The organism is Bacillus sp. SRB_8, assembly GCF_003264205.1.
GTDB lineage: Bacteria > Bacillota > Bacilli > Bacillales > Bacillaceae_G > Bacillus_A > Bacillus_A mycoides.
In genome coordinates, this window is the sequence record NZ_NADT01000004.1 from 178,876 (window position 1) to 203,591 (window position 24,716).

The following is a 24,716-nucleotide window of genomic DNA, read 5'->3' on the forward strand; positions in this document are numbered from 1 at the left end:
GTCTTTGTTTTAAAACTTTGCGCGTGGCAGGAAAAGGCCCTGACCGCTCCTATACATAGCCAGTCCCTATCGCCAATTAAAAAAATGCTTTTCTATCGGTTTTTTATATAGATTTCGAATTTAATAGTTTAGAAAGATGAAAGTCTGTCCACACTGTTTCTAGAGGGGACGGTGGAGGAAATGAAAAAACAAGTTATTGCTTACTTTCTTTTATTATTAATTGGTGCACAGTTACTTGTGCAGTTTGGATATATGAAAGCTGATGCAAAAGGGCCTACTGTTATTCCGAAAGAGGCCGTTCGATTACGTATTTTAGCTAATAGTGATTCCGATAAAGATCAGGCATTAAAACGTAAAGTACGTGATGAAGTGAAAGCGCAAATTGATGGATGGGTAGCGGAGTTAACGTCATTTGAAGAAGCTCGAAAAGTAATTCAAAATCATATTCCTGAAATTGAAAAGACAGTGGCGAATACGCTGAAAAGAGAAGGAAGTAAAGAGGCGTTTCAAGTGAAATTCGGTAAGAATGTGAAGTTTCCTACAAAGGTATATGGGAATTTTATTTATCCGGCAGGAGAATATGAAGCGGTACTTATTACAATTGGAAAAGGTGAAGGTGCAAACTGGTGGTGTGTATTATTTCCACCGATGTGTTTCTTAGATTTTTCAAGTGGTACAGCTGTAAGGAAAGAAGAACATGTTGTGAAAGCTGAATCTCCTGAAGAGGAGCAGGTGAGACAATCAGATGAAGAAGTGGTGGATGTACCGGAGAAGAAAGAGGATAAGGTGAAAGAAAAGAAAGTAGTAAAACACGAAACACAAGTAGAAGAACAGCCTGTAAAAAAAGTAGAAACAAAAACTGTGGAGAAAGTGGAGAAACCTGTGGAGCAAAAACAAGAAAAGCAAAATGAATATGTAACAGTAGAAGAGGAAGAGAAACCAGAGGTTAAATTATTTATCGTCGAAGCTTTTACATCTTTATTCTCTAAATAGTGCTATTAATAAATCCTTCCTCATATATATCAATGAGGAGGGATTTACTATGAAGAACGTGTATTTTGCTACGAAAGCAGATGTAGAAAGATTACATTCTTTTTTCGGACAAGCTAATAAAAAAGATGATAAAATAAATGAGTTGTACGCACAATTTATGATCTTGGAAGAGGCGGGAGAAATACGAGCGGTAATTGGATATGAACAAAGTGGAGAAAATGCACTTATCCGTTCTTGTTTATTCACACCTAATGTGGATAAACAGACTTTCTTATATTTTTTCGAGATGTTTTTGCAGTATATGAAAGAAAAAGATATTCGACAATTGTACTTACTCACAAATCATCCACAATCTGTGACCATCTTTCAGTTTTTTAACTTTGTCATTATAGAGAAAGAGGAAGTGCCAGAGGAAATTCGACAGTTAGAGCACTTTTGTAAAAATATAAAAGAGCTAAATGCAATAATACTAAATTGTCAGCTATTCACAAAGTTATCCACGGATTAACAAGGTTTATCCACATTTTGTGGATAAACCTTGTTTGTCTTTTGGATAAATCTCATAGTAAACTAAAAATAGACAAGTATTTCATGGTAGAAAAGGACGTGGGAAAAAATGCATACAAATATGTGGGTTGTGGATAATGTTGTGGAAAGAAAAAAATATTATCCACAATTAAAAGAAGCAGCAAGATTATTAAGAGAAAATGAAGCGGTAGCCTTCCCAACGGAAACGGTATATGGGTTAGGAGCAAACGCAATGGATGATGAAGCGATAGCGAAAATTTTTGAAGCGAAAGGGAGACCGAGCGATAATCCACTGATTGTTCACATAGGAACAAAATCTCAGTTAGATGGTATCGTAAGAGAAATTCCGCCGGTTGCAGAAAAGTTAATGGAGCATTTTTGGCCAGGACCATTAACAATCATTTTACCGAGAAAAAAAGGGATTTCAGAGAGAGTTACGGCAGGACTTAATACAGTCGGAGTGAGGATGCCGGATCATCCAGTAGCGCTCGCCCTTATTGAAGAGGCAAACGTGCCTGTTGCGGCACCGAGTGCGAATCGTTCAGGACGCCCAAGTCCAACGTTAGCTTCTCATGTGTATGAAGATTTAAATGGGAAAATTGCTGGTATTGTTGATGGCGGGGCAACAGGAGTAGGCGTTGAATCAACTGTAATTGATTGTACGAGCGAAGTTCCGACGATTTTACGTCCAGGTGGGATTACGAAGGAGCAATTAGAGGCCGTGATAGGAAATGTTTCTTTAGATCCAGCTTTAAAGGATGAGAAAGAAAAACCGAAATCACCTGGAATGAAATATACACATTATGCACCGAAAGCGCCACTTAGTATTGTTGAAGGGTCCCGTGAGTTTATTCAACGTATTGTGGATGAGAAAAAGAAAGAAGGATTTAAAGTAGGTGTATTAACGACAGAAGAGTATCAGCATGTGTATAGTGCAGATGTTGTATTGTCTTGTGGTGTGCGAAGTGATTTAGCCAGCGTTGCGACTAAGTTATATGATGTACTTAGAACGTTTGATGCAAGTGAAGTAGATGTTATTTTTAGTGAATCATTCCCGAATGAAGGCATAGGAAATGCAATTATGAATCGTTTAACAAAAGCTGCGGGGCATCAGATTATTATTGAATGATAATGTACCTTTAGCAAACAGAATATTTCTCCTCGGATAAGCATATTGTGAAGTAGCACGTCCGAGGGGGGATATGAATGACACTTGAACAATTAATACCTTTAATAATTATGGCATTTGCCCTGGGGATGGATGCATTTTCAGTGAGCCTCGGTATGGGGATGGTAACATTAAAGTTAAGACAAATCCTTTATATAGGTATGACGATTGGGATATTTCATATTATTATGCCATTTATCGGAATGGTACTAGGGCGTTTTCTATCAGAGAGGTATGGGGATGTCGCAAACTTTGCAGGAGCTATTTTATTAATTGGGCTAGGGTTCTATATCGTATATTCGTCTATTTTAGAAGGGGAAGAGACTAGAACTGCTCCAATTGGAATTAGTTTATTTGTATTTGCATTTGGTGTCAGTATAGATAGTTTTTCAGTAGGTCTTAGTCTTGGAATTTACGGAGCAGAGACAATTATTACGATATTATTGTTCGGACTAATAAGTATGTTACTGGCTTGGATGGGTTTATTGCTTGGTAGCCATGCCAAAAATATACTTGGCACATACGGTGAAATAGTAGGTGGTATTATTCTTGTTGGGTTTGGATTGTATCTCCTTTTTCCTATATAATTTTATGTAGGAGGGAATTATGAACAAGCTATTGGAATGGTATGTTAAGCTTTTAACCTTCTTTCCTCGATGGCTAAGAAGACTTATAATATTGGGTGTTATTTTGCAAATTTCGATGTTAGGTTGGATTAAGTTAATTCGTGAATGGTGAGATAGTTCCTTTCTGTGCATAGTTTCGTTTGTACTATATTGATCACACTAAAAAATTACAAATATAGAAAGGATGAGATGAATGACGAGATTGAAGCAAGTTTTTGGTATTATTATTAGTTTTTTTGTTTTTTGGTTCAGTATGCTCGGTGTACAAATGTTTGCTGAGTTTTTAGATATTGAGTCATTGAAGTTTGTTGCAGGAAAATCGGAGGCGGCGCGTACTTTTTATTCTCCGTACCCGTTTTTAATTGTTTTCCTTATTACGTTACTTTCCTTATATTTCTTTGTAATAAAGCTTGGTAGATCTAAAAAAGAGAAAATCCCGGCATTAGAGGAGAAGAACGAAGAATTACGATAAAAAACCCCCGCTTTCAGCGGGGGGTTATGTTTGAGTGATGAAGCTGGAGCTTTTCGGTGGTATCCAGTTCCAGTGGCCAGCTCTTCGCGTCTAAGAACCTCCCGCACTAAAGGTATAAAGCACCTTTTGTGCGAGAGAACCTTAGCTGGTCAGAGCTAAGCGGGCCCCTTCCACTTTTAAATGTATCCAGCTTCAGCGGCTAGAATGGTCGGTGGCTTCGCGCCTTCCTGCGAGGCAAAAAGCGCCTCTACGTCAGGAGCTCCATCCCCCTCTCATTCTGAGCGAGCCGCTTCCGCCTTTAAATGGGCCTCACTAATTCAAATTGTTCTCCTAGTTTTGCGTAGTTGTGTCCTGCTAGGCGGCTTATTGGTTTTAGTTCTTCGGCGTGAATTCGGCCGTTTTCGTATAAGTGTTCAGCGACGTGAAAGCGAACGACGCGGCCGATTAGTAGGTCACAAGCTGGCGAGTCTTCGGTTCCGCCGAGTGGGATAGCGCGTTCTAATATGCACTCCATTCGAATGTTTGCTTCTTTAACCCCTGGTACTGAAATGACATCACTGTCAATCGGTGTTAGTTTTGCTAATTCGATTTCACTTTCATTAGGAGGTAGGTTCGCTGCTGTTTCATTGATCGCTTCTACGTAAGATTCATCAGAAATATGTACGACAAATTCCCCTTTTTCTATTGCGTTTCTGGAAGTGTCTTTCTGTTTTTCTTCTTTGCGTTGTACTGAAACTGAAATAAGTGGTGGATTGGCAGCGACGATATTGAAATAACTATATGGCGCACCGTTCAATACGCCATCTTTAGTTACAGAAGTAACGAATGCAACAGGACGTGGAATGATACTTCCTGTTAGTAATTTGTAATTATCTTTTTCAGTTTGTTCGTTTGGATTAATGGATAACATGTTGTAATCCCCTTTCTAAATATGAATACTTATTGTTCCTTTACAAGATATCAATGGGAATCTCCTGCTGAAAATAATATTTTTTTGATGATGTAAAAAAAAGAGATTACCTCGATTGTACTGAAGTAATCTCTTTTTTGGTAAATATCTTGAAATAGAGATAAATATTAAAGTAAAACGTAAGCGCCAGGTCCAATTAAAGCTACACCGATAGCGACAGCGATTAACATTAAATTATATTCGAATCCGTTTTGTGTTACCCAGTAACCATTTTTTCCGTGAACTGTGAAAATTGCTACTAACATTGTTCCTACGATAAATAATGAACCAACTACAGTGAAAATACCTGCTGCGAATAAGAAACCACCTAATAGTTCAGTTGCGCCAGCCATAAATGCCATAAATACACCAGGACGTAAGCCGATTGACTCCATCCAGCCGCCAGTTCCCTTTAAGCCGTAACCGCCGAACCAACCAAATAATTTTTGAGCACCATGACCCATGAATGTAATTCCTATAATAAGACGAATAATAAGAAGACCGATATCCATCATTTTAAAAAAACCTCCTAAAAGTTATTAACTTATCTTATGTAAGTAATGATAAAATAGTTACTTACTTTAGTCAAGTGGATTTTAACAAAAATTTGAAAGGAATTTTACAAATTAACAACAAAAAATAAAATGTAGTAAAGACCTCTAGACAAGTAAGTGAAAAAAAGAGAAAATATAAGTAGAAGTTAACTTCTCATTGTTATTCAGACAATCAGAATTGACTGGAATTTTGTGAAGCGCTACAATAAGAGTCTAGTAGTAATGACATGATTTATTTCGAAAGAGTTTTTACAGTATAACATTCGAAGTATGAAGTCTTACGTGTATTTCGATCTTGAATAGAGATTGCCCTATAAACTTTTAGGTAAATTATAAGGAGGACTATCCTATGTTTAAAAAATTATTCGGTTTTGGTTCAAAAACAAATGAAGAAACAATCGTAGCTCCATTAACTGGAGCAGTGAAAAATATTGAAGAAGTACCAGATCCAGTATTCGCTGGTCGTATGATGGGTGACGGTGTTGCGATCGATCCTACTGAAGGTGTAGTTGTATCTCCAGTTGATGGTGAAATCGTACAATTATTCCACACGAAACATGCTATTGGAATTAAAGCGAAAAACGGTACAGAAATTTTAATCCACGTTGGATTAGAAACTGTAAAAATGGAAGGTGAAGGTTTCGAAGCTCACGTTTCTGAAAGACAAGCTGTAAAAGCTGGAGATAAATTAATCTCATTTGACTTAGAATTAATTCGTGAAAAAGCGAAAAGCACAATTACTCCAATCGTTATTACAAACACAGATGCAGCTGAGTCTATTAAGACAACTGTAGGTGTAACAGCTACAAAAGGTTCAACAGAAGTAATGAAAGTTACAATGAAATAATTATTTGATAGAAGGAATCCGTTTCATATGAAATGGATTCCTTATTTTGTTTCGTAGTGTGTTCATTATGTATGGTAAAATACTTTGGGCACTTGGAAATAGGGTTTCATATATGTGAATAAGGCGCATTTTTCTTAGAAAAAATATAAGAGAAATGCGCCTTTCGTATATTCACATTTCTTTTGTTCTATTCTAATGTACGCTATGATAAAGTGAAACTTTAATGAGTGGAGGGTGTTCATCCCCCGCTGATTATTAGCCTTCACCAATCGGGATAAATGTAGGAAACAGAAAAAAAGGGGTGGGTTTAGATGAAACGGGTGTTATTTGTTTGCACAGGAAATACATGCCGTAGTCCGATGGCTGAGGCTTTGCTTCGTCATTATGGAGAAGGTAAATTTGAAGTGCAATCTGCTGGTGTCTTCGCCTATCCTGGAAGCGATGTGTCGATACATGCAAAGGAAGCTTTAGCTGAAAAAGGAATTGTAATCGATCATGCCGCGCAGCAGGTAAACGATACTTTGGTTGATTGGGCGGACATTGTAGTAACAATGACGGAAAACCATAAGCAAATTGTACTTGGGTATTATCCGAGCGTGGAAAAGAAATTGGATACATTATATGGATTAACTGAGGGTGTAAGTAAGGATATTTCAGATCCATTTGGCGGATCGCTTTCTATTTATAAAGAAACGTTAGAAGAGATGGAAAAACTTGTACAAACTTTACTGAAAAAACATTCAGAAGGTTGATGTTTCGTGTATAATACGATATTGGAGATCACTTTGTTCCATTTAGGTAGCGAGTGTGAAATGAAGATAATTGATTGAAACTTCGGAGGGGTAAAAATGAAAGTAGTAGTAGCATCTGATCACGGCGGTATGAATATCCGTAAAGAACTTGTAAGTTTATTAGAAGAGCTAAATATTGAATATATTGATTTAGGTTGTGAATGTGAAGCTGGTTCTGTTGATTACCCTGATTTTGCGTTTCCAGCAGCAGAAATGGTCGCGAATGGTGAAGTGGATCGTGGTATTTTAGTTTGCGGGACAGGCATTGGTATGTCAATCGCAGCAAACAAAGTAAATGGTATTCGTTGTGCATTAGTTCATGATACTTTCAGTGCGAAAGCGACGAGAGAGCATAATGACACTAACATGTTAGCGATGGGCGAGCGTGTAATTGGAGCTGGTCTAGCGCGTGATATCGCGAAAATTTGGCTAACAACTGACTATGAAGGTGGCCGTCACGAAAACCGCGTAGGAAAAATTAAAACGTACGAAACAAAGTAATAGATTCTAACTATAAGTAGTATGAAATATAATTTGGTGAACCAACCTGTGAAAGGAAGAGGCGTAATGACAGAAATCGTAAAGGTAAGAGAACAGCTACAAATGTTGCTTTCTGATTTCCAAGAACAAGCCACGCTGCAAAGAGGCCAAATTTTTGTAGTGGGGTGTAGCACGAGCGAAGTGCTAGGTGAAAGAATTGGAACATCAGGAACGATGGAAGTGGCAGAGGCGATTTTTTCTGAATTAAAACAATTTCAAGAGAGAACAGGTATTGAATTGGCGTTTCAATGTTGTGAGCATTTAAATCGTGCTTTAGTAGTTGAGAGAGATGTAGCGATGAAATATCAATTTGAAATTGTAACAGTTACGCCTGTTAGATCAGCAGGTGGTGCATTAGCGACGTATGCGTATCACAATTTTAAAGATCCGGTAGTAATTGAGTTTATTAAAGCAGATGCAGGAATGGATATCGGCGATACATTTATAGGTATGCATTTAAAGCATGTAGCTGTACCGGTTCGTACAAGTGTGAAGGAAATAGGAAGTGCGCATGTAACGATGGCGAAAACACGTGGGAAACTAATAGGTGGAGCACGTGCCGTTTATGCGGCAAATGAAGAAGCTATTCCTTGCCGTTAAACATGAAAAATTATAAAGTCTTATAACAGCTGTATATCGAAAGGTAAAAGGTATGTAGTCTGACTTTATAATAGAAGAAAGAAAAGACCAATTTTGGTCTTTTTTTTTCTTTTATGATATAGAAAGTCATGTTAGAATGTAGTTGAAAACATGAAGGTTCGAAAGAATTACAACCTGAATTTTCGTTTTTTCTGAATAAATGAGAAAAAACTATTGGGAATTGATGTAATTCGTTCAGAAAAGGGGGATTTTGGTGAATCATTTAAAACGTCAAGATGAAAAGGTATTTGCTGCAATTGAGGCAGAACTAGGAAGACAGCGTTCAAAGATCGAGTTAATTGCTTCGGAAAACTTCGTAAGTGAAGCAGTAATGGAGGCGCAAGGTTCTGTTCTAACGAATAAGTATGCTGAAGGATATCCTGGAAAACGTTACTATGGTGGTTGTGAACACGTAGACGTAGTAGAAGATATCGCACGTGATCGCGCGAAAGAAATTTTTGGCGCAGAGCATGTAAATGTTCAACCACATTCTGGTGCACAAGCGAACATGGCAGTATACTTCACGATTTTAGAGCAAGGCGATACAGTACTTGGCATGAATTTATCTCATGGTGGTCACTTAACACACGGAAGCCCTGTTAACTTCAGTGGAGTACAATATAATTTCGTAGAATATGGCGTGGATGCTGAATCTCACCGTATTAATTACGATGATGTATTAGCAAAAGCGAAAGAACATAAACCAAAATTAATCGTTGCAGGTGCAAGTGCATATCCTCGTGTTATCGATTTCAAACGATTCCGTGAGATTGCAGATGAAGTGGGTGCGTACTTAATGGTTGATATGGCACATATCGCCGGTTTAGTAGCAGCTGGTTTACATCCAAATCCAGTACCACATGCACATTTTGTTACAACAACAACACATAAAACATTACGTGGCCCACGTGGCGGTATGATTTTATGTGAAGAGCAATTTGCAAAACAAATTGATAAATCAATCTTCCCTGGTATTCAAGGTGGCCCACTTATGCATGTAATTGCTGCAAAAGCTGTTGCATTTGGTGAGACACTACAAGATGAGTTTAAAACATATGCACAAAATATCATTAATAATGCGAATCGTTTAGCTGAAGGCCTTCAAAAGGAAGGACTTACACTTGTTTCTGGTGGAACAGACAATCATTTAATCTTAATTGATGTTCGTAACTTGGAAATTACAGGTAAAGTAGCAGAGCACGTATTAGATGAAGTTGGTATTACAGTGAATAAAAATACGATTCCATTTGAAACAGCAAGCCCATTTGTAACAAGCGGTGTACGTATCGGTACAGCGGCGGTAACATCACGTGATTTCGGTTTAGAAGAAATGGATGAGATTGCAGCAATTATTGCTCATACATTAAAAAATCATGAGAATGAAGCTGAACTAGAAGAAGCGCGCAAACGTGTAGAAGCGTTAACGAGCAAATTCCCAATGTATACAAATCTATAATAGATTAAAAAAGACTGCTGAAACGTAATTGTTTTAGTAGTCTTTTTTTGTGGACATATATTGTTTTTAAAGTATGTATACAAATGATGAATAAATTTTGGCGATATAATGAAGGATACAGCTCCCATAATTGGTAAAGATACTAGATAGATTCATCGTAAAATCATGATTTTACCAAATTTGCCCTTGAATATTAGTAGCGTTTTCTTTACAATCGTAAATAGTGTAAAGAAGCGTGTAAACGCATGAATATCATCTAAAGGAGAGATTCACATGGGAAAACTGTATGTATTTGATCACCCGTTAATTCAACATAAGATTACATATATTCGCGATAAGAATACAGGTACGAAAGATTTTCGTGAATTAGTGGACGAAGTAGCAAGCTTAATGGCTTTCGAGATTACTCGTGACCTTCCACTTGAAGACATTGAAATTGAAACACCTGTAAGCAAAGCGACAACAAAAGTGATCGCTGGTAAAAAACTTGGTTTAATTCCGATTTTACGTGCAGGTTTAGGAATGGTTGATGGAATTCTGAAATTAATTCCAGCAGCAAAAGTAGGACACGTTGGTTTATACCGTGACCCTGAAACATTGCAACCGGTAGAATACTATGTGAAACTTCCAACGGATGTAGAAGAGCGTGATTTTATCGTACTAGATCCGATGCTAGCAACAGGTGGTTCTGCGGCTGAAGCAATTAATTCTCTGAAAAAGCGCGGTGCAAAGCAAATTAAATTAATGTGTATCGTAGCTGCTCCAGAAGGAGTAAAAGTAGTGCAGGAAGAGCATCCTGATGTTGATATTTATGTAGCAGCATTAGATGAGAAGTTAAATGACCATGGTTATGTAGTTCCAGGTCTTGGTGATGCTGGTGACCGTTTATTCGGAACGAAGTAAGACAACAAACGAGAGGGGGATTCCCCTCTCGTTTTTTTTCGCCCTCAGCGCACGGGGGAGGGGGAGATAAATATACAGGGTATATACAACATAAGTTATATACACATCACATATAATATAGAAGTCTTACGTCTCGGGGACACTATATTATGGAAGGAAAGCGCTATATCTTAAAAATATAATAGTGACAAACTTGTGAACATTTTCTTCTATTATAAAGAGAAAACTGTTAGAAATTGCATATCTCTAACCAGTATTTAGAAGGGGAACGTTTTCATTTTTGGGAGGAAATGCCTAATACTCAAATTTTTTGATTTTTTACGATTTCTCGTTGACACTGTTAATACCCTATTGTATGCTAACAACGGGGATAGATGGTAGGGCTTTCAGTGACAAAAATGCATCTATTCCGTGACGAAAATGTAAACTTTTTATTTTGTATAGAATTTATGCAGAAAAATGAGTTATTATTAACACATCGTGAATGAGGGTTACATATTGGAGGGATGAATCCTTGCAAAAAAACGATCGCAGCCATATAAAAGCGTATGCTTTAATGTCAGGAATACTTGCTCAGTTAGTTGGTTCTATTCTTATCGGAATCTTTGGTGGGCAATGGATTGATAATAAGGTTGGAACGTTTCCGTTGTTTCTTATTATAGGGTTATTACTCGGGTTAGGAACAGGGGTATACGCAATGATTCGACTCATTCAACATTACTATTCGGGAGAGCAATGATGATAGACGTACATGGACTTGTCCAACGACAAAAGAAATATATGTACTACTTGCTTGCGCTTCTAGTGCTAGGATGGGGAATTACCTCTTACAAGGATGTATTTCTTGGGCTGATTATCGGAACGATTTTCAGTTTTCTTAGTTTGCGCATCATTGCACGTAGAACAGACAAGCTATTAGATCGCGTAACAAATGGAGAAAACGTGAAGTTTAAGGCGACAGCGGTAAGTACATATTCAAGATTCGCCACGATTGGGTTACTAATTTTATTTGCAGCCAAATATCAAGAGTTAATTGCGATGTGGGGCTTAGGTGTAGGATTGCTGACAGGATACCTTGTCATGATCATAGATTTTCTTTATTTAGAGTATACGAGCAGGGAAGAGAGGTGAATTACTAGTGGAACACGGTAAATTAGTTGAATTTCTAGGTTTAACGTTCGATTTGTCATCAGTTATGATGGTTACTGTAGCAGGAGTTATTGTTTTCTTAATCGCTGTTATCGGAACTCGCAGCTTAGCGCTTCGCCCAACCGGGATGCAAAATTTCATGGAATGGGTGTTTGACTTCGTGAAAGGGATTATCAATAGTACGATGGATTGGAAAACAGGTGGACGTTTCTTAACGCTTGGCGTTACGCTTATCATGTTTATCATCGTATCGAACTTCCTTGGTTTACCATTCATGTATTCAACAGTTGAGGCTGGCGAACATATTGCATGGTGGAGATCACCAACGTCTGATCCAGCAGTTGCATTAACATTAGCCGTGATGGTAGTTACCCTCACCCATTATTATGGAATTAAGATGAAGGGTACGAAAGAATATGTTAAAGGTTATTTCCAACCTATGAAATTCTTATTCCCATTAAAGGTTATTGAGGAGTTTGCTAACACATTAACGTTAGGTCTTCGTTTATTTGGTAACATTTACGCAGGTGAAATCTTATTAGGATTACTTGCTAAGTTAGGCGGGGCATCATTCTTAGGAGCATTAGGTGCACTTGTACCGATGTTAGCATGGATGGGATTCAGCGTATTCGTTGGTTCAATCCAGTCATTTATTTTCGTAATGTTAACGATGGTTTATATGGCTCATAAAGTAAGCCATGACCATTAATATAATTTAAGTAAGAAAAAATTTATTTTTTTATAATACAAAGGAGGACAAATTAAATGAGTTTAGGTGTAATCGCAGCTGCAATTGCAATTGGTTTATCAGCATTAGGTGCAGGTATTGGTAACGGTCTTATCGTATCACGTACAATCGAAGGTGTTGCTCGTCAACCAGAATTAAAAGGCGCACTTCAAACAATTATGTTCATCGGGGTTGCATTAGTTGAGGCACTTCCAATTATCGGTGTAGTTATTGCTTTCATCGTAATGAACAAATAAGGGAGACTCCCCTTACATAGATGGCGAAGAGTGTTTTTCCGAACTTTCTTCGCCATTGCTTTATGAACGAAACGTATGTCTTTTTTTTTCATATGATCAATTTAGATATTTTGAAGGGAGTGAATCCTTGTGCCAACTTTATTATTAGGGGCTTCCATTCCATTTGGAACGATTGCTTATACATTGTTCATTTTCTTACTTCTATTAGTAATGCTACGCAAATTCGCGTGGGGTCCTTTAATGGGAATTATGAAAGAACGTGAAGAGCATGTTACTAATGAAATCGACGCTGCAGAAAGAAGTAATGCTGAAGCGAAGAAATTAGTAGAAGAACAACGTGAAATGTTAAAACAATCGCGTGTTGAAGCACAAGAGTTAATCGAAAGAGCGAAGAAACAAGCTGTAGATCAAAAGGATGTTATTGTTGCTGCTGCGAAAGAAGAAGCAGAATCAATTAAAACATCTGCTGTACAAGAAATTCAACGCGAAAAAGAGCAAGCGATTGCTGCTTTACAAGAACAAGTTGCTTCTTTATCTGTTCATATTGCTTCTAAAGTAATTGAAAAAGAATTAAAAGAAGAAGATCAAGTGAAGTTAATTCGCGATTATATTAAAGAAGTAGGAGAAGCGCGATGAGCAATGGGATTGTAGCAAAACGTTATGCTGTCGCTCTTTTTAAAATTGCAAAAGAAAAACACGTATTAGAAATGTTTGAAGAGGAATTACGCCTTGTACAAAACGTTTTTACAAAGAACGGAGAACTACATAGCTTTTTAACGCAACCGAACATTTCAAAAGAGCAGAAGAAAACGTTTCTTGCAAACGTATTCGCATCTGTTTCTGAATCTATTTTAAATACGTTATATATTTTAATTGATAACAAGCGTATTGATATCCTACCTGAAATTGCAAATGAATATGTTGTTCTTGCTAATGAAGAACGTAACGTAGCGGATGCAACTGTATATTCTATTCGTCTTCTATCGGAAGAAGAAAAACTTAACATTGCAGAAGCATTTGCAAAAAAAACAGGAAAAGATGCAATTCGCGTGAAAAATGTTGTGGATGAAGATTTACTAGGCGGCATTAAAGTACGTATTGGAAATCGCATTTACGACGGAAGCTTACAAGGAAAATTAGCACGTATTCAGCGTGAATTAATGAAGAATAGATAGGGGTGAAGCACATGAGCATCAGAGCTGAAGAAATTAGCGCACTGATAAAGCAACAAATCGAGAACTATCAGTCTGAAATCGAAGTTAGTGATGTTGGTACAGTTATCCAAGTCGGTGACGGTATTGCGCGTGCTCATGGTCTTGATAACGTTATGGCTGGTGAACTTGTAGAGTTCTCTAACGGCGTTATGGGACTAGCACAAAACTTAGAGGAAAACAACGTAGGTATCATTATTTTAGGACCTTACACAGAAATCCGTGAAGGTGACGAAGTTCGTCGTACTGGTCGCATCATGCAAGTACCAGTAGGAAAAGAACTAATCGGTCGTGTTGTAAACCCATTAGGGCAACCAGTTGATGGTTTAGGCCCAATCAATACAACAAACACTCGTCCAATCGAAAGTCCAGCACCAGGTGTAATGGATCGTAAATCTGTTCATGAACCACTTCAAACAGGTATTAAAGCGATCGATGCTCTTGTACCAATTGGCCGTGGTCAACGTGAGTTAATCATCGGTGACCGCCAAACAGGTAAAACAGCAGTTGCACTTGATACAATCATTAACCAAAAAGATGAAGATATGATTTGTATCTATGTAGCTATCGGACAAAAAGAATCAACAGTACGTAACGTAGTAGAAACACTACGTAAGCACGGTGCATTAGATTACACAATCGTTGTAACTGCATCAGCTTCTCAACCAGCTCCATTATTATACCTAGCTGCTTATGCTGGTGTAACAATGGGTGAAGAGTTCATGTACAATGGTAAACACGTATTAGTAGTATATGATGACTTATCAAAACAAGCAGCGGCTTACCGTGAGCTTTCATTACTATTACGTCGTCCTCCAGGTCGTGAAGCATATCCAGGGGATGTATTCTACTTACATTCTCGCTTATTAGAGCGTGCAGCAAAATTAAGTGATGCAAGAGGCGGCGGTTCTTTAACTGCACTACCTTTCATCGAAACACAAGCAGGGGACGTATCAGCTTACATCCCAACAAACGTAATTTCGATTACGGATGGACAAATCTTCTTACAATCTGACCTATTCTTCTCTGGCGTACGTCCAGCGATCGATGCGGGTACTTCTGTATCTCGTGTTGGTGGATCTGCTCAGATTAAAGCAATGAGTAAAGTATCAGGTACACTTCGTCTTGACCTTGCATCTTACCGTGAGTTAGAAGCGTTCGCTCAGTTCGGTTCTGACCTTGATAAAGCAACACAAGCGAAATTAAACCGTGGTGCTCGTACAGTTGAGGTATTAAAACAAGGATTACACAAACCGTTACGTGTAGAGAAACAAGTTATCATTCTTTACGCTTTAACACGTGGATTCCTAGATGATATCCCAGTAGTAGATATCACTCGTTTCGAAGAAGAATTCCACGCTTGGTTAGATTCAAATGCAACTGACTTATTAGAAGAAATCCGCACAACTAAGAAACTTGCGGATGACGACAAGTTTGCAGCAGCAATTAACGGATTTAAAAAAGTATTCGTAGCTTCTGAATAATAAATAAAAGCGGAAGCGGCTCGTTCTGAATGTGAGGGGGATGGAGCTTCTGACGAAGAGGCGGTCTTTGCCTCGTAGGAAGAAGTGAAACCACCGAGCATTCAAGCCGCTGGAGCTAGATAAATAAAAAGTGAAGCCGACTGTGGCTTAGCTAGATCATATAAAGGCATCTCAGCTTTTGAGATTGCTGACGGTTATGTAAAGGAAAAGAGTAGGTGCACCTATTCTTTTCCTTCAATCATGAGCAAGAATATCTTGCAACGTAGATTAGAAAGAGGATTCTTACTAATCGTGCCAACTTCCGGAAAAAAGGTGGTGAAAACCTGTGGCATCTTTACGCGATATAAAAGCGAAGATTACCTCGACAAAGAAAACGAGTCAAATTACGAAAGCGATGGAGATGGTATCTGCATCTAAGTTAAACCGTGCAGAGCAAAATGCTAAATCTTTCGTTCCGTATATGGAAAAGATTCAAGAAGTAGTAGCGAGCATTGCGCAAGGAAGTAAAGGAATTAATCATCCAATGCTAAATGCGCGTCCTGTAAAGCGTACAGGATACATCGTTATTACATCTGATCGCGGACTAGCAGGTGGTTATAACAGTAACGTATTACGTACAGTAAGTAACGTAGTTCGTGAACGTCATAATATGGATTCAAACCAATATTCAATTATTGTGCTTGGACGACTAGGACGTGATTATTTAAAACGTCGCGGCTTTAACATCATTGATGAAGTAGTTGGATTATCTGACCACCCATCATTTACTGATATTAAAGATCTTGCTTCTCGAGCAATTGCGATGTTCGCAGACGGTGCTTATGATGAGCTGTACATTTACTACAATCATTATGTAAGTAAAATTTCACAAGAAGTAACGGAAAATAAAATTTTACCGCTTACGGATGTGGCGTCTAATAAACCGACGACAGCTTATGAATTCGAACCTTCTGAAGAAGAAATTTTAAAAGTATTATTGCCACAATACGCAGAAAGCTTAGTGTACGGTGCATTACTAGACGGTAAAGCAAGTGAGCACGCGGCGCGTATGACAGCAATGAAGAGTGCTACAGACAACGCAATGGAAGTTATCGATTCACTTACACTTTCATTCAACCGTGCGCGTCAAGCAGCGATTACGCAAGAAATTACGGAAATCGTTGGTGGAGCAGCAGCGTTAGAATAGTAATAAAAAATTAAAAGCCGACTTCTCTTAGAAAGCTGGCTAATTAAAAGAAAGCTAGGAGGGAACCCGATGAATAAAGGGCGCGTTACGCAAATCATGGGTCCGGTTGTAGACGTTAAGTTTGATGGCGGAAAGCTACCAGCAATCTACAACGCCCTTACGGTAAAACAAAGCAACGAAAACGGAGCAAGCATCAACTTAACATTTGAAGTTGCACTTCATTTAGGTGATGACACAGTTCGTACAGTTGCGATGTCTTCCACAGATGGACTTGTTCGTGGCACAGAAGTAGAAGATACTGGTAAAGCAATCTCTGTACCAGTTGGTGATGTAACACTTGGTCGCGTATTCAACGTATTAGGTGATGCAATTGACTTAGATGGTGATGTTCCTGCGGATGTACGTCGTGATCCAATTCACCGTCAAGCACCTGCATTCGAAGAACTATCTACAAGAATAGAAATTCTTGAAACTGGTATTAAAGTAGTAGATTTACTTGCTCCTTACATTAAGGGTGGTAAGATCGGTCTATTCGGTGGTGCCGGTGTAGGTAAAACGGTATTAATTCAGGAATTAATTAACAACATCGCACAAGAGCACGGTGGTATCTCTGTATTCGCTGGTGTAGGTGAGCGTACTCGTGAGGGTAATGACTTATACCACGAAATGAGCGATTCTGGCGTAATTAAGAAAACTGCGATGGTATTTGGACAAATGAACGAGCCACCTGGAGCACGTCAACGTGTTGCATTAACAGGTTTAACAATGGCTGAACATTTCCGTGATGAGCAAGGACAAGACGTACTATTGTTCATCGATAACATCTTCCGTTTCACGCAAGCAGGTTCTGAAGTATCTGCCCTTCTTGGTCGTATGCCATCTGCGGTAGGTTACCAACCAACACTTGCAACAGAAATGGGTCAATTACAAGAGCGTATTACATCTACAAATAAAGGGTCTATCACGTCTATCCAAGCGGTATACGTACCAGCCGATGACTATACTGACCCAGCACCAGCTACAACGTTCGCTCACTTAGATGCAACAACAAACTTAGAGCGTCGTTTAACACAAATGGGTATTTACCCAGCCGTAGATCCATTAGCATCTACGTCTCGTGCACTTTCTCCAGAAATCGTAGGAGAAGAGCATTATGAAGTAGCTCGTCAAGTACAGCAAACTTTACAGCGTTATAAAGAGCTTCAAGATATCATCGCTATCTTAGGTATGGATGAGTTATCTGAAGAAGATAAGTTAGTTGTGCATCGTGCTCGTCGTATTCAATTCTTCTTATCTCAAAACTTCCACGTAGCTGAGCAGTTCACAGGTCAAAAAGGTTCTTACGTACCTGTGAAAAATACAGTTAGTGGCTTCAAAGAAATTCTAGAAGGAAAATATGATGACCTTCCAGAAGATGCATTCCGTCTTGTTGGTAGCATTGAAGAAGTTATTGAAAACGCGAAGAAAATGATGGCGTAAGGCCTTAGGAGGGACGAATTATGAAGACATTTCCAGTCAGTATTGTAACTCCTGATGGACCGGTTTACGAAAAAGAAGTAGAAATGGTAAGCGTAAAAGCAGAGAGTGGGGAAATGGGGATCTTACCAGGTCACATTCCAACTGTTGCACCGTTAAAAATTAGTGCAGTTCGTCTGAAAAATGGTGGGCACACTGATTATGTAGCAGTAAGCGGTGGCTTTATCGAAGTTCGTCCAGATAAAGTAACTGTATTATCATCATCTGCTGAAGAAGCAAACCATATCGATATCCATCGTGCAAATGAATCGAAACGTCGCGCTGAGCAACGTATGCAAGATAAACAAGCACATGTTGACTTTAGACGTGCAGAAATGGCCTTGCAGCGTGCTGTGAACCGTTTAAACGTTTCTGATATGAAGTAAAAAAATCCGTAAGGGCTCTGACCCTTACGGATTTTTTGTTATGGATATAAATTAAAAGAGGAAAAAAAACGCCTCTTTTTTAGGTAGGAGAGAGCATCCAGCCATGCATAGAAGCGGTCAGAGCCTTTTTCTGCCCCATGCCAAGTGAAAATCGAGAAATAAAAAGAACTGCAGGTTATCTCTCTGTTATATAGCTATAAATTTAGATGGGGAAAAAAACGCCTCTTTTTAGATAGTAGAGAGCATCTAGCCATGCATAGCTGTGTTTTATTTAAATGTCGAAACTGAAACTCAATTTAATAGATGGAATAGACTAACAAAATTGGTATAATTATATTGTTGTTTGTATAAGTAGAGAATATATAACAATTTATATTTCATAAAGGAGATGAACAAATGATCGGTGAAATGAAACGAGAAGCATTGTACTCTTTAAAGGGAAAATGGGGACTAGGTGTTGGATCAACGATTTTACATATTATTTTAAGTTATGTTGTTTCAATGGCTGCAATGCTTATACTTTTAATTCCAGGAATTATTATATTTTTCTTAGTTGTTGGTTTAGCGGGTTCAATTGAAGAGGAAGCAATATCAGTCGGGGCAGGTATTACATTTGGAATTTTTTATTGCATAATGATCATTTTGAGTAATGCATCTTATGGTATTACATCATACGGTTATACGAATGTGTTGCTACAAATTAGTAAACGAGAAGATGCTAGAGTAGATTATTTATTTGAAGGATTTCGTGGCTTTAAAAGAATGATGAAAACAATGTGGGCTATGCTTGCGATTTTGTTATATACAGGTACGTGGATTCCGATGTTGTTACTAGGTGTATTCGCGTTTTTTGGTGAGGAAGGGAATGTATCATTAACGATTGCTTTCTTTGTACTATTAGCTATTTCGATTGTTGTAATGATTGTGATGTATTTTTCTTATGCGATGACGTATTATGTTATGATTGAAAATCCAGATTATAGAGTTTCACAGGTGATGAAGGAAAGTAAAAACCTTATGAAGGGACATAAATTAGACTTATTTCTTCTATGGCTTAGCTTCATAGGATGGGCTATTTTAGCGATTTTTACTCTTGGAATAGGGTTTCTTTGGCTTAGTCCATATGTAGGTACTACGACAGCACATTTTTATCGCTATATTACAAAAGATGAATTGCAGTAGGGACGTGCTATACTAATAGAAGGAAAAATTTCGACTATTATCATCGTACACAAAGATAGATTTGTTCATTTTGAATAAGATTGGTTTGAACAGTTTCTTAATAAAATGGGAATGGAAATCCTTGTTGTTCATAATGAAAAATTATCTTCACAAGAAGAACTTGTTCAAGATTTGCTATCTATCATTCATGTATGTAGTTGTAGGATATATGGATTGAGAAAATACAAAAAGCAAATGTCGGAGGATAAAGAGGTATGAGAAGAGCCTATTTGATAGAGATGAAACCGACAAATGAACAAATAACCAAGATCAATCAAATGATTGGAGTGTGTAGGTATGTTTACAATCTGTATCTCTCTAAAAACAAAGAGATGTATGAATCTGAGGGAAATTTTCTAAGTGGATATGACTTTTCTAAATGGTTAAACAATGTCTATACAAAAGAATGTGATCAATGGATTAAAGAGGTATCTAGTAAAGCGGTAAAACAGGCAATTATGAATGGAGATAAGGCTTTTAAGAGATTTTTTAAGGGCTTATCTGGATTTCCTCGTTACAAGAAAAAGAAGAATCAAGATGTGAAGTGCTATTTTCCTAAAAACAACAAAACAGATTGGACAATAGAAAGACATAGAGTAAAGATTCCAACGATTGGTTGGATGAGAGTAAAAGAATATGGTTATATCCCCAAAAAAGGGATTGTAAAAAGTGGAACTATATTTACCCGAGCAGGGAGATATTTTGTATCTGTGCTTTGTGAATTGGAAGAAAGAGCAACAAAGCCAACACTTAATCAAACAGGTCTAGGTATTGATTTAGGGGTGAAGGATTTCGCTATACGTAGCGATCGTATCGTTCATGAAAACATCAACAAAACAATAAAAGTAAAAAAGATAGAAAAACGGTTAAAACGTGTACAACGCTCTTTATCGCGTAAATTTGAAAATACAAAAAAGCGAGGTGAACAATCTGTTACTAACAAAAGAGCGAATATAGATAAAAACATTCTTAGGGTGCAAAAACTACATGCTCGATTAGCAAATATTCGACTAGAGTATGTAAAGTCTATTGTAAATGATGTGGTGAAAACCAAGCCGACGTTTATTACAGTAGAAGATTTGAATGTAAAAGGCATGATGAAGAATAAACATCTATCTAAAGCAGTTGCTGGGCAATGTTTTTATACATTTAAAATATGGCTATTGACTAAATGTGAGGAATATGGAATTGAACTACGTCAGGTAGACAGGTTCTATTCATCGTCAAAGTTATGTTCATGTTGCGGTCAAAAGAAAGTGGATTTAAAGCTATCTGACCGCGTATATACATGTGAATGTGGAAATGTAATGGATAGAGATTTGAACGCATCAATCAACCTTTTACAAGCGAAAGAATATACAATACTAACGTAAATAGATTGTATGTATGTACGGTGGGCTACATCGGAATTTACGCCTGTGGAGTGTTATAGCAAACTGTAGTAGCGAGTGATTGGCGAGACAGGACACGTAGAAGCAGGAATACTCTAAGAATATACATTTATCTATATTTTTAGTAGCAGGTTAAGTATGATTAGTGATTTAAAAGGAGAAGCGCTAGATTCACTGGAAGGGAAATGGGGATTAGGTGTAGGGGCTACATTACTTATTTGGATTCTTACGTCAGCTTTTAGTGTTAGTATTAAATTTATTTTTTCGCAAGTATGGAACTGGGGAGAATGGAATAGTTCGCTTTCGATAGAGATTATTACAATTTTTATAGTGGGTCCATTAACGCTAGGTGGCTATTGTTTAGCGCTACATATAATTCGGGAAAAAGAAGTTCGTATTGGGCATCTATTCAGCTGGTTTACAGAAGGTACAAAGTTTCTAAAGTCATTTTTAGTATATATACTAGTAAATGTTTATATTTTTTTATGGTTCTTGCTTTTTATTATTCCAGGCATTATTAAATCATTTTCTTATGCGATGACGTATTATGTTTTAAATGATCATCCTGAGTACTCATTGAACCAAGCTATTACAGAAAGCCGTCATATGATGGCTGGACATAAAATGGAGTATTTCATTTTATGTTTAAGTTTTATTGGTTGGTTTATATTAAGCGTGATTACATTAGGAATTGGATTCTTATGGTTAACTCCATATTTTTATACAACAAAAGCAGCTTTTTACGAAGAGATTGCAGAAGAATATTACGAAAAAAGAATTCCGACACTTTAAAAAACACCCAGTGTGAACTATTGGTTCATACTGGGTGTTTTTTGTAGGAATTTTATAAACTGTTTACTTGTTAGAGGTTTACTGAAATAGTAACCTTGCATGTATTTACAGTTGTTTTTTTGCAGAAACTTAAGCTGTTTTTCTGTTTCAATTCCTTCAGCAACGACAGAGAGATTTAAAGTGTTTGCAAGGGAAAAGATAGTGGAAACGATGGCTCTTTCTTCAGGCCGATGATCGGCTAGTTGTGTAAATTCTTTTGGTACTTTTAATGTATCGATAGGGAAAATTGATAAATAAGCAAGAGAAGAGTAGCCGGTACCGAAGTCATCAATGGACGTTTGAATACCATATTCTTTTAATTGCTTTAGTCTCGATAATGTTTCTTTTTCATCAATCATCGCAATTCGTTCTGTTAGTTCAAGTGTTACATCTTTCGGGTCAATCTTAACGTCCTTTAGTATTCGTGAAATATTTTCGATTAATTGATTTTGTTGAAATTCTTTCGCTGATAAATTGACACTCATTTTTAAGTTTGTGTATCCAAAACTTTGCCATATTTTTAGTTGAAGACAAGATTCTCGTAGCACCCAATGTCCAAGTGGGATGACCTGCGGAGTCTCTTCCACAATTGGAATGAACTCACATGGTGAAATGTCACCTAGGAGCGGGTGTTTCCAACGTATTAATGCTTCAGCACCGATGATTTTATTCGTTGAAATGTCAACTTGTGGTTGATAGACGAGAAAGAATTCTTTATTTACTAAAGCAAGTGGTAAATCTTTTTCAATTCGAGCTTTTCGCTCCATTTTTTTATATAACTCTTTCGTATAAAGTGAGCTACCATTCTTTCCTTTATTTTTGGTTTCGTACATGGCCATATCAGCATGTTGTAAAATAGATAACGGATCTTCGCCTGCTTCTGGGTATATTGCAATCCCGATACTTGGCGAGATTTGTAAATGTTGATTTTCAATTTCGAATGGCTCATTCATAGATAGTACAATCATATCAGCTATTTTTTGTACATCTCTATCTTCTTTATAACCTTCTATAAGAATTGTGAATTCATCCCCAGCTAACCGAGCAAGTTTCATATTTGACGTCGATATTCGTTCTAGTCTTTTTGCTACTGCAATTAATAGAAGATCCCCTACCCGATGACCGAGTGTATCGTTAATAACTTTAAAGCGATCTAGGTCTAGAAACATAACAGCAAAAGGTTTTTTCGATAGTTTTGCTCGTGCAATTGCCTTTTCTAACTGTTGATGAAATGAACGGCGATTTGCAAGTTCCGTTAAAGTATCATGATATGCTAGGAAATTAATTTGCTCTTGTTGCTGCTTGCTTTCTGTAATATCTTTAATCATTAAATAGGCCCCAGAAATATGTTCCTTTAAAAAGATGGGAACGGCTGTAACATGCAAGTAGTAAATATCTCTATTTTTATGATATGCCCGTATTTCTAAAGAAATAGATTTCCCTTTTTTCACGTGATGAAAGGCAGTAATGATTTCTTCTAAATCTTCTTCATACATAAGTGAATAGTATGGTTGGTTTAATAATTCATTCGTTTGATAACCGAGTAAAGTAGTTCCAGCGTTGTTCACATTGAGAAAATTACCGTACAAATCTAATGTGAAAATTGGATCTGGATGATGCTCGTATAAAGATTTAAACATTTGTTGGTTATGATATAACTCATTTTTTTGTTCTACTAAATCTTCTGTACGTAGTTCGATTTGTTTCTCGAGTTCTAAGCTGAATTGCATTTGTGCTAGCAATAATATTTTATTTTGTCTTCGAACTAACATATGGCGTATGAGAACGAAGGCGAAGGTTACCATAAGCCCAATTATTACGATAGGTGCAAAAACATTTTCGACCAATATAAAAACAATAAGCATCACTACAGAAATATACGGTAATGATAATCGGATTGATTCACCCAATCGAGGTGTTAGTAATACTTGTTCTTGTTTTTCAGGCTCTTTTGTGTGAAGTATACAAGCGATTGCTACTAATACTAAGGTTACTTGATATAATGGAGCAACTGTGAACATAGAGTGCTCGGGCTGGAAATATTTTATATAAGCATAAATAGCATCCGTAGTAGCATACAAAATTAAAGCACTGCCAAGAAGAGCGCCAACTTGTTTTGGTAGTAAGAATAATGGTCTGAATAAAAGGTTGATTCCTATTAAAAGAAAGAGTAAATCAGCCATTGGATACGTGAGTTGAACAAACATGTCGATATATGATGTTGTAAAAATATGAATGGTTCTTTCAATAAGCAAATAGTAGCTTAAAGTAAATTGAGCCGTAACAATAATACAAATATCACATATCGTAAAAAGCTGTTCCAATAAGTTTCGGCCATAAATAATTTCATATAGAAAGGCAAATGCAAAGCTAACTAAAAATAATAAGTAAAAAAAGTCTGATGGATCAACGAATGTATAGTAGTCATGCAAAATTAAGCGTTGATAAGCAACTATTATGTCACCGATGAAATAAGAGAAGGTTCCAATAGTTAATATTATCCAAAATAAACGTGCTAATCCTTGTTTTACATTTGAAAAGTAAAATATATAACTGCAAATTGTAATATCAATTAATATGGTACTTATTCCAGTCAAAATTTGAAATGGAAGTGCGTATTCATATAAAAAGGGCATTGATACGTAATGAATAGTTATATACAACAATGAAATGCTTATAAGAATACTTACATGTGTTTGTTTTTTCATTTATATCATCCACTGTATATACATAAGAACCACCTTTTTGTAGTTTATGTTTTTTATGATTGCTTGAAAACATATAGAATTTCTATATTTATTTTACACATTTATAATGAGTTGTAAAAATAGATTTGCTCAGCAAGTATTAATTGTTGTTTCTGTTCCCAATATATCGACATAGGAATTTGAA

Annotated in this window: 29 protein-coding genes and 1 pseudogene; 27 read left to right on the forward strand and 3 right to left on the reverse strand. The window is 37.1% G+C overall.

Going from position 1 to position 24,716, the window contains the following annotated elements; all coding sequences use genetic code 11:
• The first annotated feature begins 171 nt into the window (after positions 1-171).
• The 6 genes from spoIIR to B5P40_RS03060 all read left to right on the forward strand — a co-directional run bounded on the left by spoIIR (position 172) and on the right by B5P40_RS03060 (position 3,787).
• Positions 172-993 carry a stage II sporulation protein R gene (gene spoIIR, locus B5P40_RS03040; protein WP_113708817.1) on the forward strand — a complete coding sequence of 274 codons (822 nt, stop codon included), beginning with the start codon at positions 172-174 and terminating at the stop codon, positions 991-993.
• Positions 994-1,042: 49 nt separating this feature from the next.
• Positions 1,043-1,501 (forward strand): GNAT family N-acetyltransferase, encoded by a 459-nt coding sequence (locus B5P40_RS03045; protein ID WP_002016300.1) that lies wholly within the window; start codon positions 1,043-1,045, stop codon positions 1,499-1,501.
• Positions 1,502-1,609: 108 nt separating this feature from the next.
• A complete protein-coding gene (locus B5P40_RS03050) occupies positions 1,610-2,650 on the forward strand; it encodes an L-threonylcarbamoyladenylate synthase (protein ID WP_002016299.1) in 1,041 nt (346 codons plus the stop codon).
• A gap of 77 nt (positions 2,651-2,727) precedes the next feature.
• A complete protein-coding gene (locus B5P40_RS03055; protein ID WP_002016298.1) occupies positions 2,728-3,276 on the forward strand; it encodes a manganese efflux pump MntP in 549 nt (182 codons plus the stop codon).
• A gap of 19 nt (positions 3,277-3,295) precedes the next feature.
• Positions 3,296-3,427, forward strand: coding sequence for a hypothetical protein (locus tag B5P40_RS33290; protein WP_002139014.1), 132 nt, complete (start codon positions 3,296-3,298; stop codon positions 3,425-3,427).
• A gap of 81 nt (positions 3,428-3,508) precedes the next feature.
• The gene (locus B5P40_RS03060; RefSeq protein ID WP_113708818.1) at positions 3,509-3,787 is read left to right on the forward strand and encodes a DUF3935 domain-containing protein; all 279 of its coding nucleotides are present in this window, start codon (positions 3,509-3,511) and stop codon (positions 3,785-3,787) included.
• Between the two features lie 298 nt (positions 3,788-4,085).
• Here the strand turns inward: B5P40_RS03060 and B5P40_RS03065 are convergent, their stop codons facing one another.
• Together B5P40_RS03065 and B5P40_RS03070 are read right to left on the reverse strand one after the other, a co-directional pair.
• Positions 4,086-4,697, reverse strand: coding sequence for a flavin reductase family protein (locus tag B5P40_RS03065; protein WP_113708819.1), 612 nt, complete (start codon positions 4,695-4,697; stop codon positions 4,086-4,088).
• A 167-nt stretch (positions 4,698-4,864) separates the two neighbouring features.
• Complete coding sequence (locus B5P40_RS03070) at positions 4,865-5,251, reverse strand: DoxX family protein (protein ID WP_002068579.1); 387 nt, start codon at positions 5,249-5,251, stop codon at positions 4,865-4,867.
• A gap of 388 nt (positions 5,252-5,639) precedes the next feature.
• Between B5P40_RS03070 and B5P40_RS03075 the strand changes: the two genes are divergently transcribed.
• The 21 genes and pseudogenes from B5P40_RS03075 (at position 5,640) to B5P40_RS03175 (ending at position 21,785) form a co-directional block, all read left to right on the forward strand.
• Complete coding sequence (locus B5P40_RS03075) at positions 5,640-6,137, forward strand: PTS sugar transporter subunit IIA (protein ID WP_113708820.1); 498 nt, start codon at positions 5,640-5,642, stop codon at positions 6,135-6,137.
• A 311-nt stretch (positions 6,138-6,448) separates the two neighbouring features.
• Positions 6,449-6,889, forward strand: coding sequence for a low molecular weight protein arginine phosphatase (locus tag B5P40_RS03080; RefSeq protein WP_002130066.1), 441 nt, complete (start codon positions 6,449-6,451; stop codon positions 6,887-6,889).
• A gap of 96 nt (positions 6,890-6,985) precedes the next feature.
• Positions 6,986-7,429 (forward strand): ribose 5-phosphate isomerase B, encoded by a 444-nt coding sequence (gene rpiB / locus B5P40_RS03085; RefSeq protein WP_000869917.1) that lies wholly within the window; start codon positions 6,986-6,988, stop codon positions 7,427-7,429.
• Between the two features lie 66 nt (positions 7,430-7,495).
• Positions 7,496-8,068, forward strand: coding sequence for a TIGR01440 family protein (locus tag B5P40_RS03090; RefSeq protein ID WP_113708821.1), 573 nt, complete (start codon positions 7,496-7,498; stop codon positions 8,066-8,068).
• 253 nt (positions 8,069-8,321) lie between these two features.
• Positions 8,322-9,563, forward strand: a complete 1,242-nt coding sequence (gene glyA, locus B5P40_RS03095; protein ID WP_002034906.1) for a serine hydroxymethyltransferase — start codon at positions 8,322-8,324, stop codon at positions 9,561-9,563.
• A gap of 273 nt (positions 9,564-9,836) precedes the next feature.
• Entirely contained in the window at positions 9,837-10,466 is a 630-nt protein-coding gene (gene upp / locus B5P40_RS03100; protein WP_002034907.1) for a uracil phosphoribosyltransferase, read from the forward strand.
• Between the two features lie 374 nt (positions 10,467-10,840).
• Entirely contained in the window at positions 10,841-10,954 is a 114-nt protein-coding gene (locus B5P40_RS03105) for a DUF4024 domain-containing protein (RefSeq protein WP_000232963.1), read from the forward strand.
• Between the two features lie 26 nt (positions 10,955-10,980).
• Positions 10,981-11,205, forward strand: coding sequence for an AtpZ/AtpI family protein (locus tag B5P40_RS03110; RefSeq protein ID WP_002089742.1), 225 nt, complete (start codon positions 10,981-10,983; stop codon positions 11,203-11,205).
• Positions 11,205-11,597 (forward strand): ATP synthase subunit I, encoded by a 393-nt coding sequence (locus B5P40_RS03115; protein ID WP_002016288.1) that lies wholly within the window; start codon positions 11,205-11,207, stop codon positions 11,595-11,597. The genes B5P40_RS03110 and B5P40_RS03115 overlap by 1 nt, the downstream gene beginning before the upstream one ends.
• Positions 11,598-11,604: 7 nt before the next feature.
• On the forward strand, positions 11,605-12,324 hold the full coding sequence (gene atpB / locus B5P40_RS03120; RefSeq protein WP_113708822.1) for a F0F1 ATP synthase subunit A: 720 nt from the start codon (positions 11,605-11,607) through the stop codon (positions 12,322-12,324).
• Between the two features lie 56 nt (positions 12,325-12,380).
• Positions 12,381-12,599, forward strand: coding sequence for a F0F1 ATP synthase subunit C (gene atpE, locus B5P40_RS03125; protein WP_000052064.1), 219 nt, complete (start codon positions 12,381-12,383; stop codon positions 12,597-12,599).
• A 129-nt stretch (positions 12,600-12,728) separates the two neighbouring features.
• Positions 12,729-13,235, forward strand: coding sequence for a F0F1 ATP synthase subunit B (gene atpF / locus B5P40_RS03130; RefSeq protein ID WP_002016287.1), 507 nt, complete (start codon positions 12,729-12,731; stop codon positions 13,233-13,235).
• Entirely contained in the window at positions 13,232-13,774 is a 543-nt protein-coding gene (atpH, locus tag B5P40_RS03135; protein ID WP_002130060.1) for a F0F1 ATP synthase subunit delta, read from the forward strand. Before atpF ends, atpH begins: the two co-directional genes overlap by 4 nt.
• An 11-nt stretch (positions 13,775-13,785) precedes the next feature.
• Positions 13,786-15,294, forward strand: a complete 1,509-nt coding sequence (gene atpA / locus B5P40_RS03140; RefSeq protein WP_000027511.1) for a F0F1 ATP synthase subunit alpha — start codon at positions 13,786-13,788, stop codon at positions 15,292-15,294.
• A 325-nt stretch (positions 15,295-15,619) separates the two neighbouring features.
• Positions 15,620-16,480, forward strand: coding sequence for a F0F1 ATP synthase subunit gamma (gene atpG / locus B5P40_RS03145; RefSeq protein ID WP_002034912.1), 861 nt, complete (start codon positions 15,620-15,622; stop codon positions 16,478-16,480).
• Positions 16,481-16,549: 69 nt separating this feature from the next.
• Positions 16,550-17,959 carry a F0F1 ATP synthase subunit beta gene (atpD, locus tag B5P40_RS03150; protein ID WP_002034913.1) on the forward strand — a complete coding sequence of 470 codons (1,410 nt, stop codon included), beginning with the start codon at positions 16,550-16,552 and terminating at the stop codon, positions 17,957-17,959.
• Positions 17,960-17,979: 20 nt separating this feature from the next.
• Entirely contained in the window at positions 17,980-18,381 is a 402-nt protein-coding gene (atpC, locus tag B5P40_RS03155; RefSeq protein WP_002016279.1) for a F0F1 ATP synthase subunit epsilon, read from the forward strand.
• Positions 18,382-18,777: 396 nt separating this feature from the next.
• A complete protein-coding gene (locus B5P40_RS03160) occupies positions 18,778-19,563 on the forward strand; it encodes a DUF975 family protein (RefSeq protein ID WP_113708823.1) in 786 nt (261 codons plus the stop codon).
• A 21-nt stretch (positions 19,564-19,584) separates the two neighbouring features.
• Positions 19,585-19,821: pseudogene (locus B5P40_RS33295) on the forward strand (IS607 family transposase); the annotation flags it as partial.
• Positions 19,818-20,975 (forward strand): RNA-guided endonuclease InsQ/TnpB family protein, encoded by a 1,158-nt coding sequence (locus B5P40_RS03165; RefSeq protein ID WP_113708824.1) that lies wholly within the window; start codon positions 19,818-19,820, stop codon positions 20,973-20,975. The pseudogene B5P40_RS33295 and the gene B5P40_RS03165, both read left to right, overlap by 4 nt.
• Positions 20,976-21,131: 156 nt before the next feature.
• Positions 21,132-21,785: a DUF975 family protein gene (locus B5P40_RS03175; RefSeq protein WP_002191289.1), complete on the forward strand. Its 654-nt coding sequence runs from the start codon at positions 21,132-21,134 to the stop codon at positions 21,783-21,785.
• Between the two features lie 17 nt (positions 21,786-21,802).
• On the opposite strand, the gene B5P40_RS03180 is transcribed toward B5P40_RS03175, so the two are convergent.
• Positions 21,803-24,532, reverse strand: coding sequence for a putative bifunctional diguanylate cyclase/phosphodiesterase (locus tag B5P40_RS03180; protein WP_113708825.1), 2,730 nt, complete (start codon positions 24,530-24,532; stop codon positions 21,803-21,805).
• Between the last annotated feature and the right edge of the window lie 184 nt (positions 24,533-24,716).

Coding starts and splice junctions, on each gene's coding strand:
- B5P40_RS03045 (WP_002016300.1), top strand. CDS start 1,043: ATGAAGAACGTGTATTTTGCTACGAAAGCAGATGTAGAAAGATTACAT.
- B5P40_RS03050 (WP_002016299.1), top strand. CDS start 1,610: ATGCATACAAATATGTGGGTTGTGGATAATGTTGTGGAAAGAAAAAAA.
- B5P40_RS03055 (WP_002016298.1), top strand. CDS start 2,728: ATGACACTTGAACAATTAATACCTTTAATAATTATGGCATTTGCCCTG.
- B5P40_RS33290 (WP_002139014.1), top strand. CDS start 3,296: ATGAACAAGCTATTGGAATGGTATGTTAAGCTTTTAACCTTCTTTCCT.
- B5P40_RS03060 (WP_113708818.1), top strand. CDS start 3,509: ATGACGAGATTGAAGCAAGTTTTTGGTATTATTATTAGTTTTTTTGTT.
- B5P40_RS03065 (WP_113708819.1), bottom strand. CDS start 4,697: ATGTTATCCATTAATCCAAACGAACAAACTGAAAAAGATAATTACAAA.
- B5P40_RS03070 (WP_002068579.1), bottom strand. CDS start 5,251: ATGATGGATATCGGTCTTCTTATTATTCGTCTTATTATAGGAATTACA.
- B5P40_RS03075 (WP_113708820.1), top strand. CDS start 5,640: ATGTTTAAAAAATTATTCGGTTTTGGTTCAAAAACAAATGAAGAAACA.
- B5P40_RS03080 (WP_002130066.1), top strand. CDS start 6,449: ATGAAACGGGTGTTATTTGTTTGCACAGGAAATACATGCCGTAGTCCG.
- rpiB (WP_000869917.1), top strand. CDS start 6,986: ATGAAAGTAGTAGTAGCATCTGATCACGGCGGTATGAATATCCGTAAA.
- B5P40_RS03090 (WP_113708821.1), top strand. CDS start 7,496: ATGACAGAAATCGTAAAGGTAAGAGAACAGCTACAAATGTTGCTTTCT.
- upp (WP_002034907.1), top strand. CDS start 9,837: ATGGGAAAACTGTATGTATTTGATCACCCGTTAATTCAACATAAGATT.
- B5P40_RS03105 (WP_000232963.1), top strand. CDS start 10,841: ATGGTAGGGCTTTCAGTGACAAAAATGCATCTATTCCGTGACGAAAAT.
- B5P40_RS03115 (WP_002016288.1), top strand. CDS start 11,205: ATGATAGACGTACATGGACTTGTCCAACGACAAAAGAAATATATGTAC.
- atpE (WP_000052064.1), top strand. CDS start 12,381: ATGAGTTTAGGTGTAATCGCAGCTGCAATTGCAATTGGTTTATCAGCA.
- atpH (WP_002130060.1), top strand. CDS start 13,232: ATGAGCAATGGGATTGTAGCAAAACGTTATGCTGTCGCTCTTTTTAAA.
- atpA (WP_000027511.1), top strand. CDS start 13,786: ATGAGCATCAGAGCTGAAGAAATTAGCGCACTGATAAAGCAACAAATC.
- atpD (WP_002034913.1), top strand. CDS start 16,550: ATGAATAAAGGGCGCGTTACGCAAATCATGGGTCCGGTTGTAGACGTT.
- atpC (WP_002016279.1), top strand. CDS start 17,980: ATGAAGACATTTCCAGTCAGTATTGTAACTCCTGATGGACCGGTTTAC.
- B5P40_RS03160 (WP_113708823.1), top strand. CDS start 18,778: ATGATCGGTGAAATGAAACGAGAAGCATTGTACTCTTTAAAGGGAAAA.
- B5P40_RS03165 (WP_113708824.1), top strand. CDS start 19,818: ATGAGAAGAGCCTATTTGATAGAGATGAAACCGACAAATGAACAAATA.
- B5P40_RS03175 (WP_002191289.1), top strand. CDS start 21,132: ATGATTAGTGATTTAAAAGGAGAAGCGCTAGATTCACTGGAAGGGAAA.
- B5P40_RS03180 (WP_113708825.1), bottom strand. CDS start 24,532: ATGAAAAAACAAACACATGTAAGTATTCTTATAAGCATTTCATTGTTG.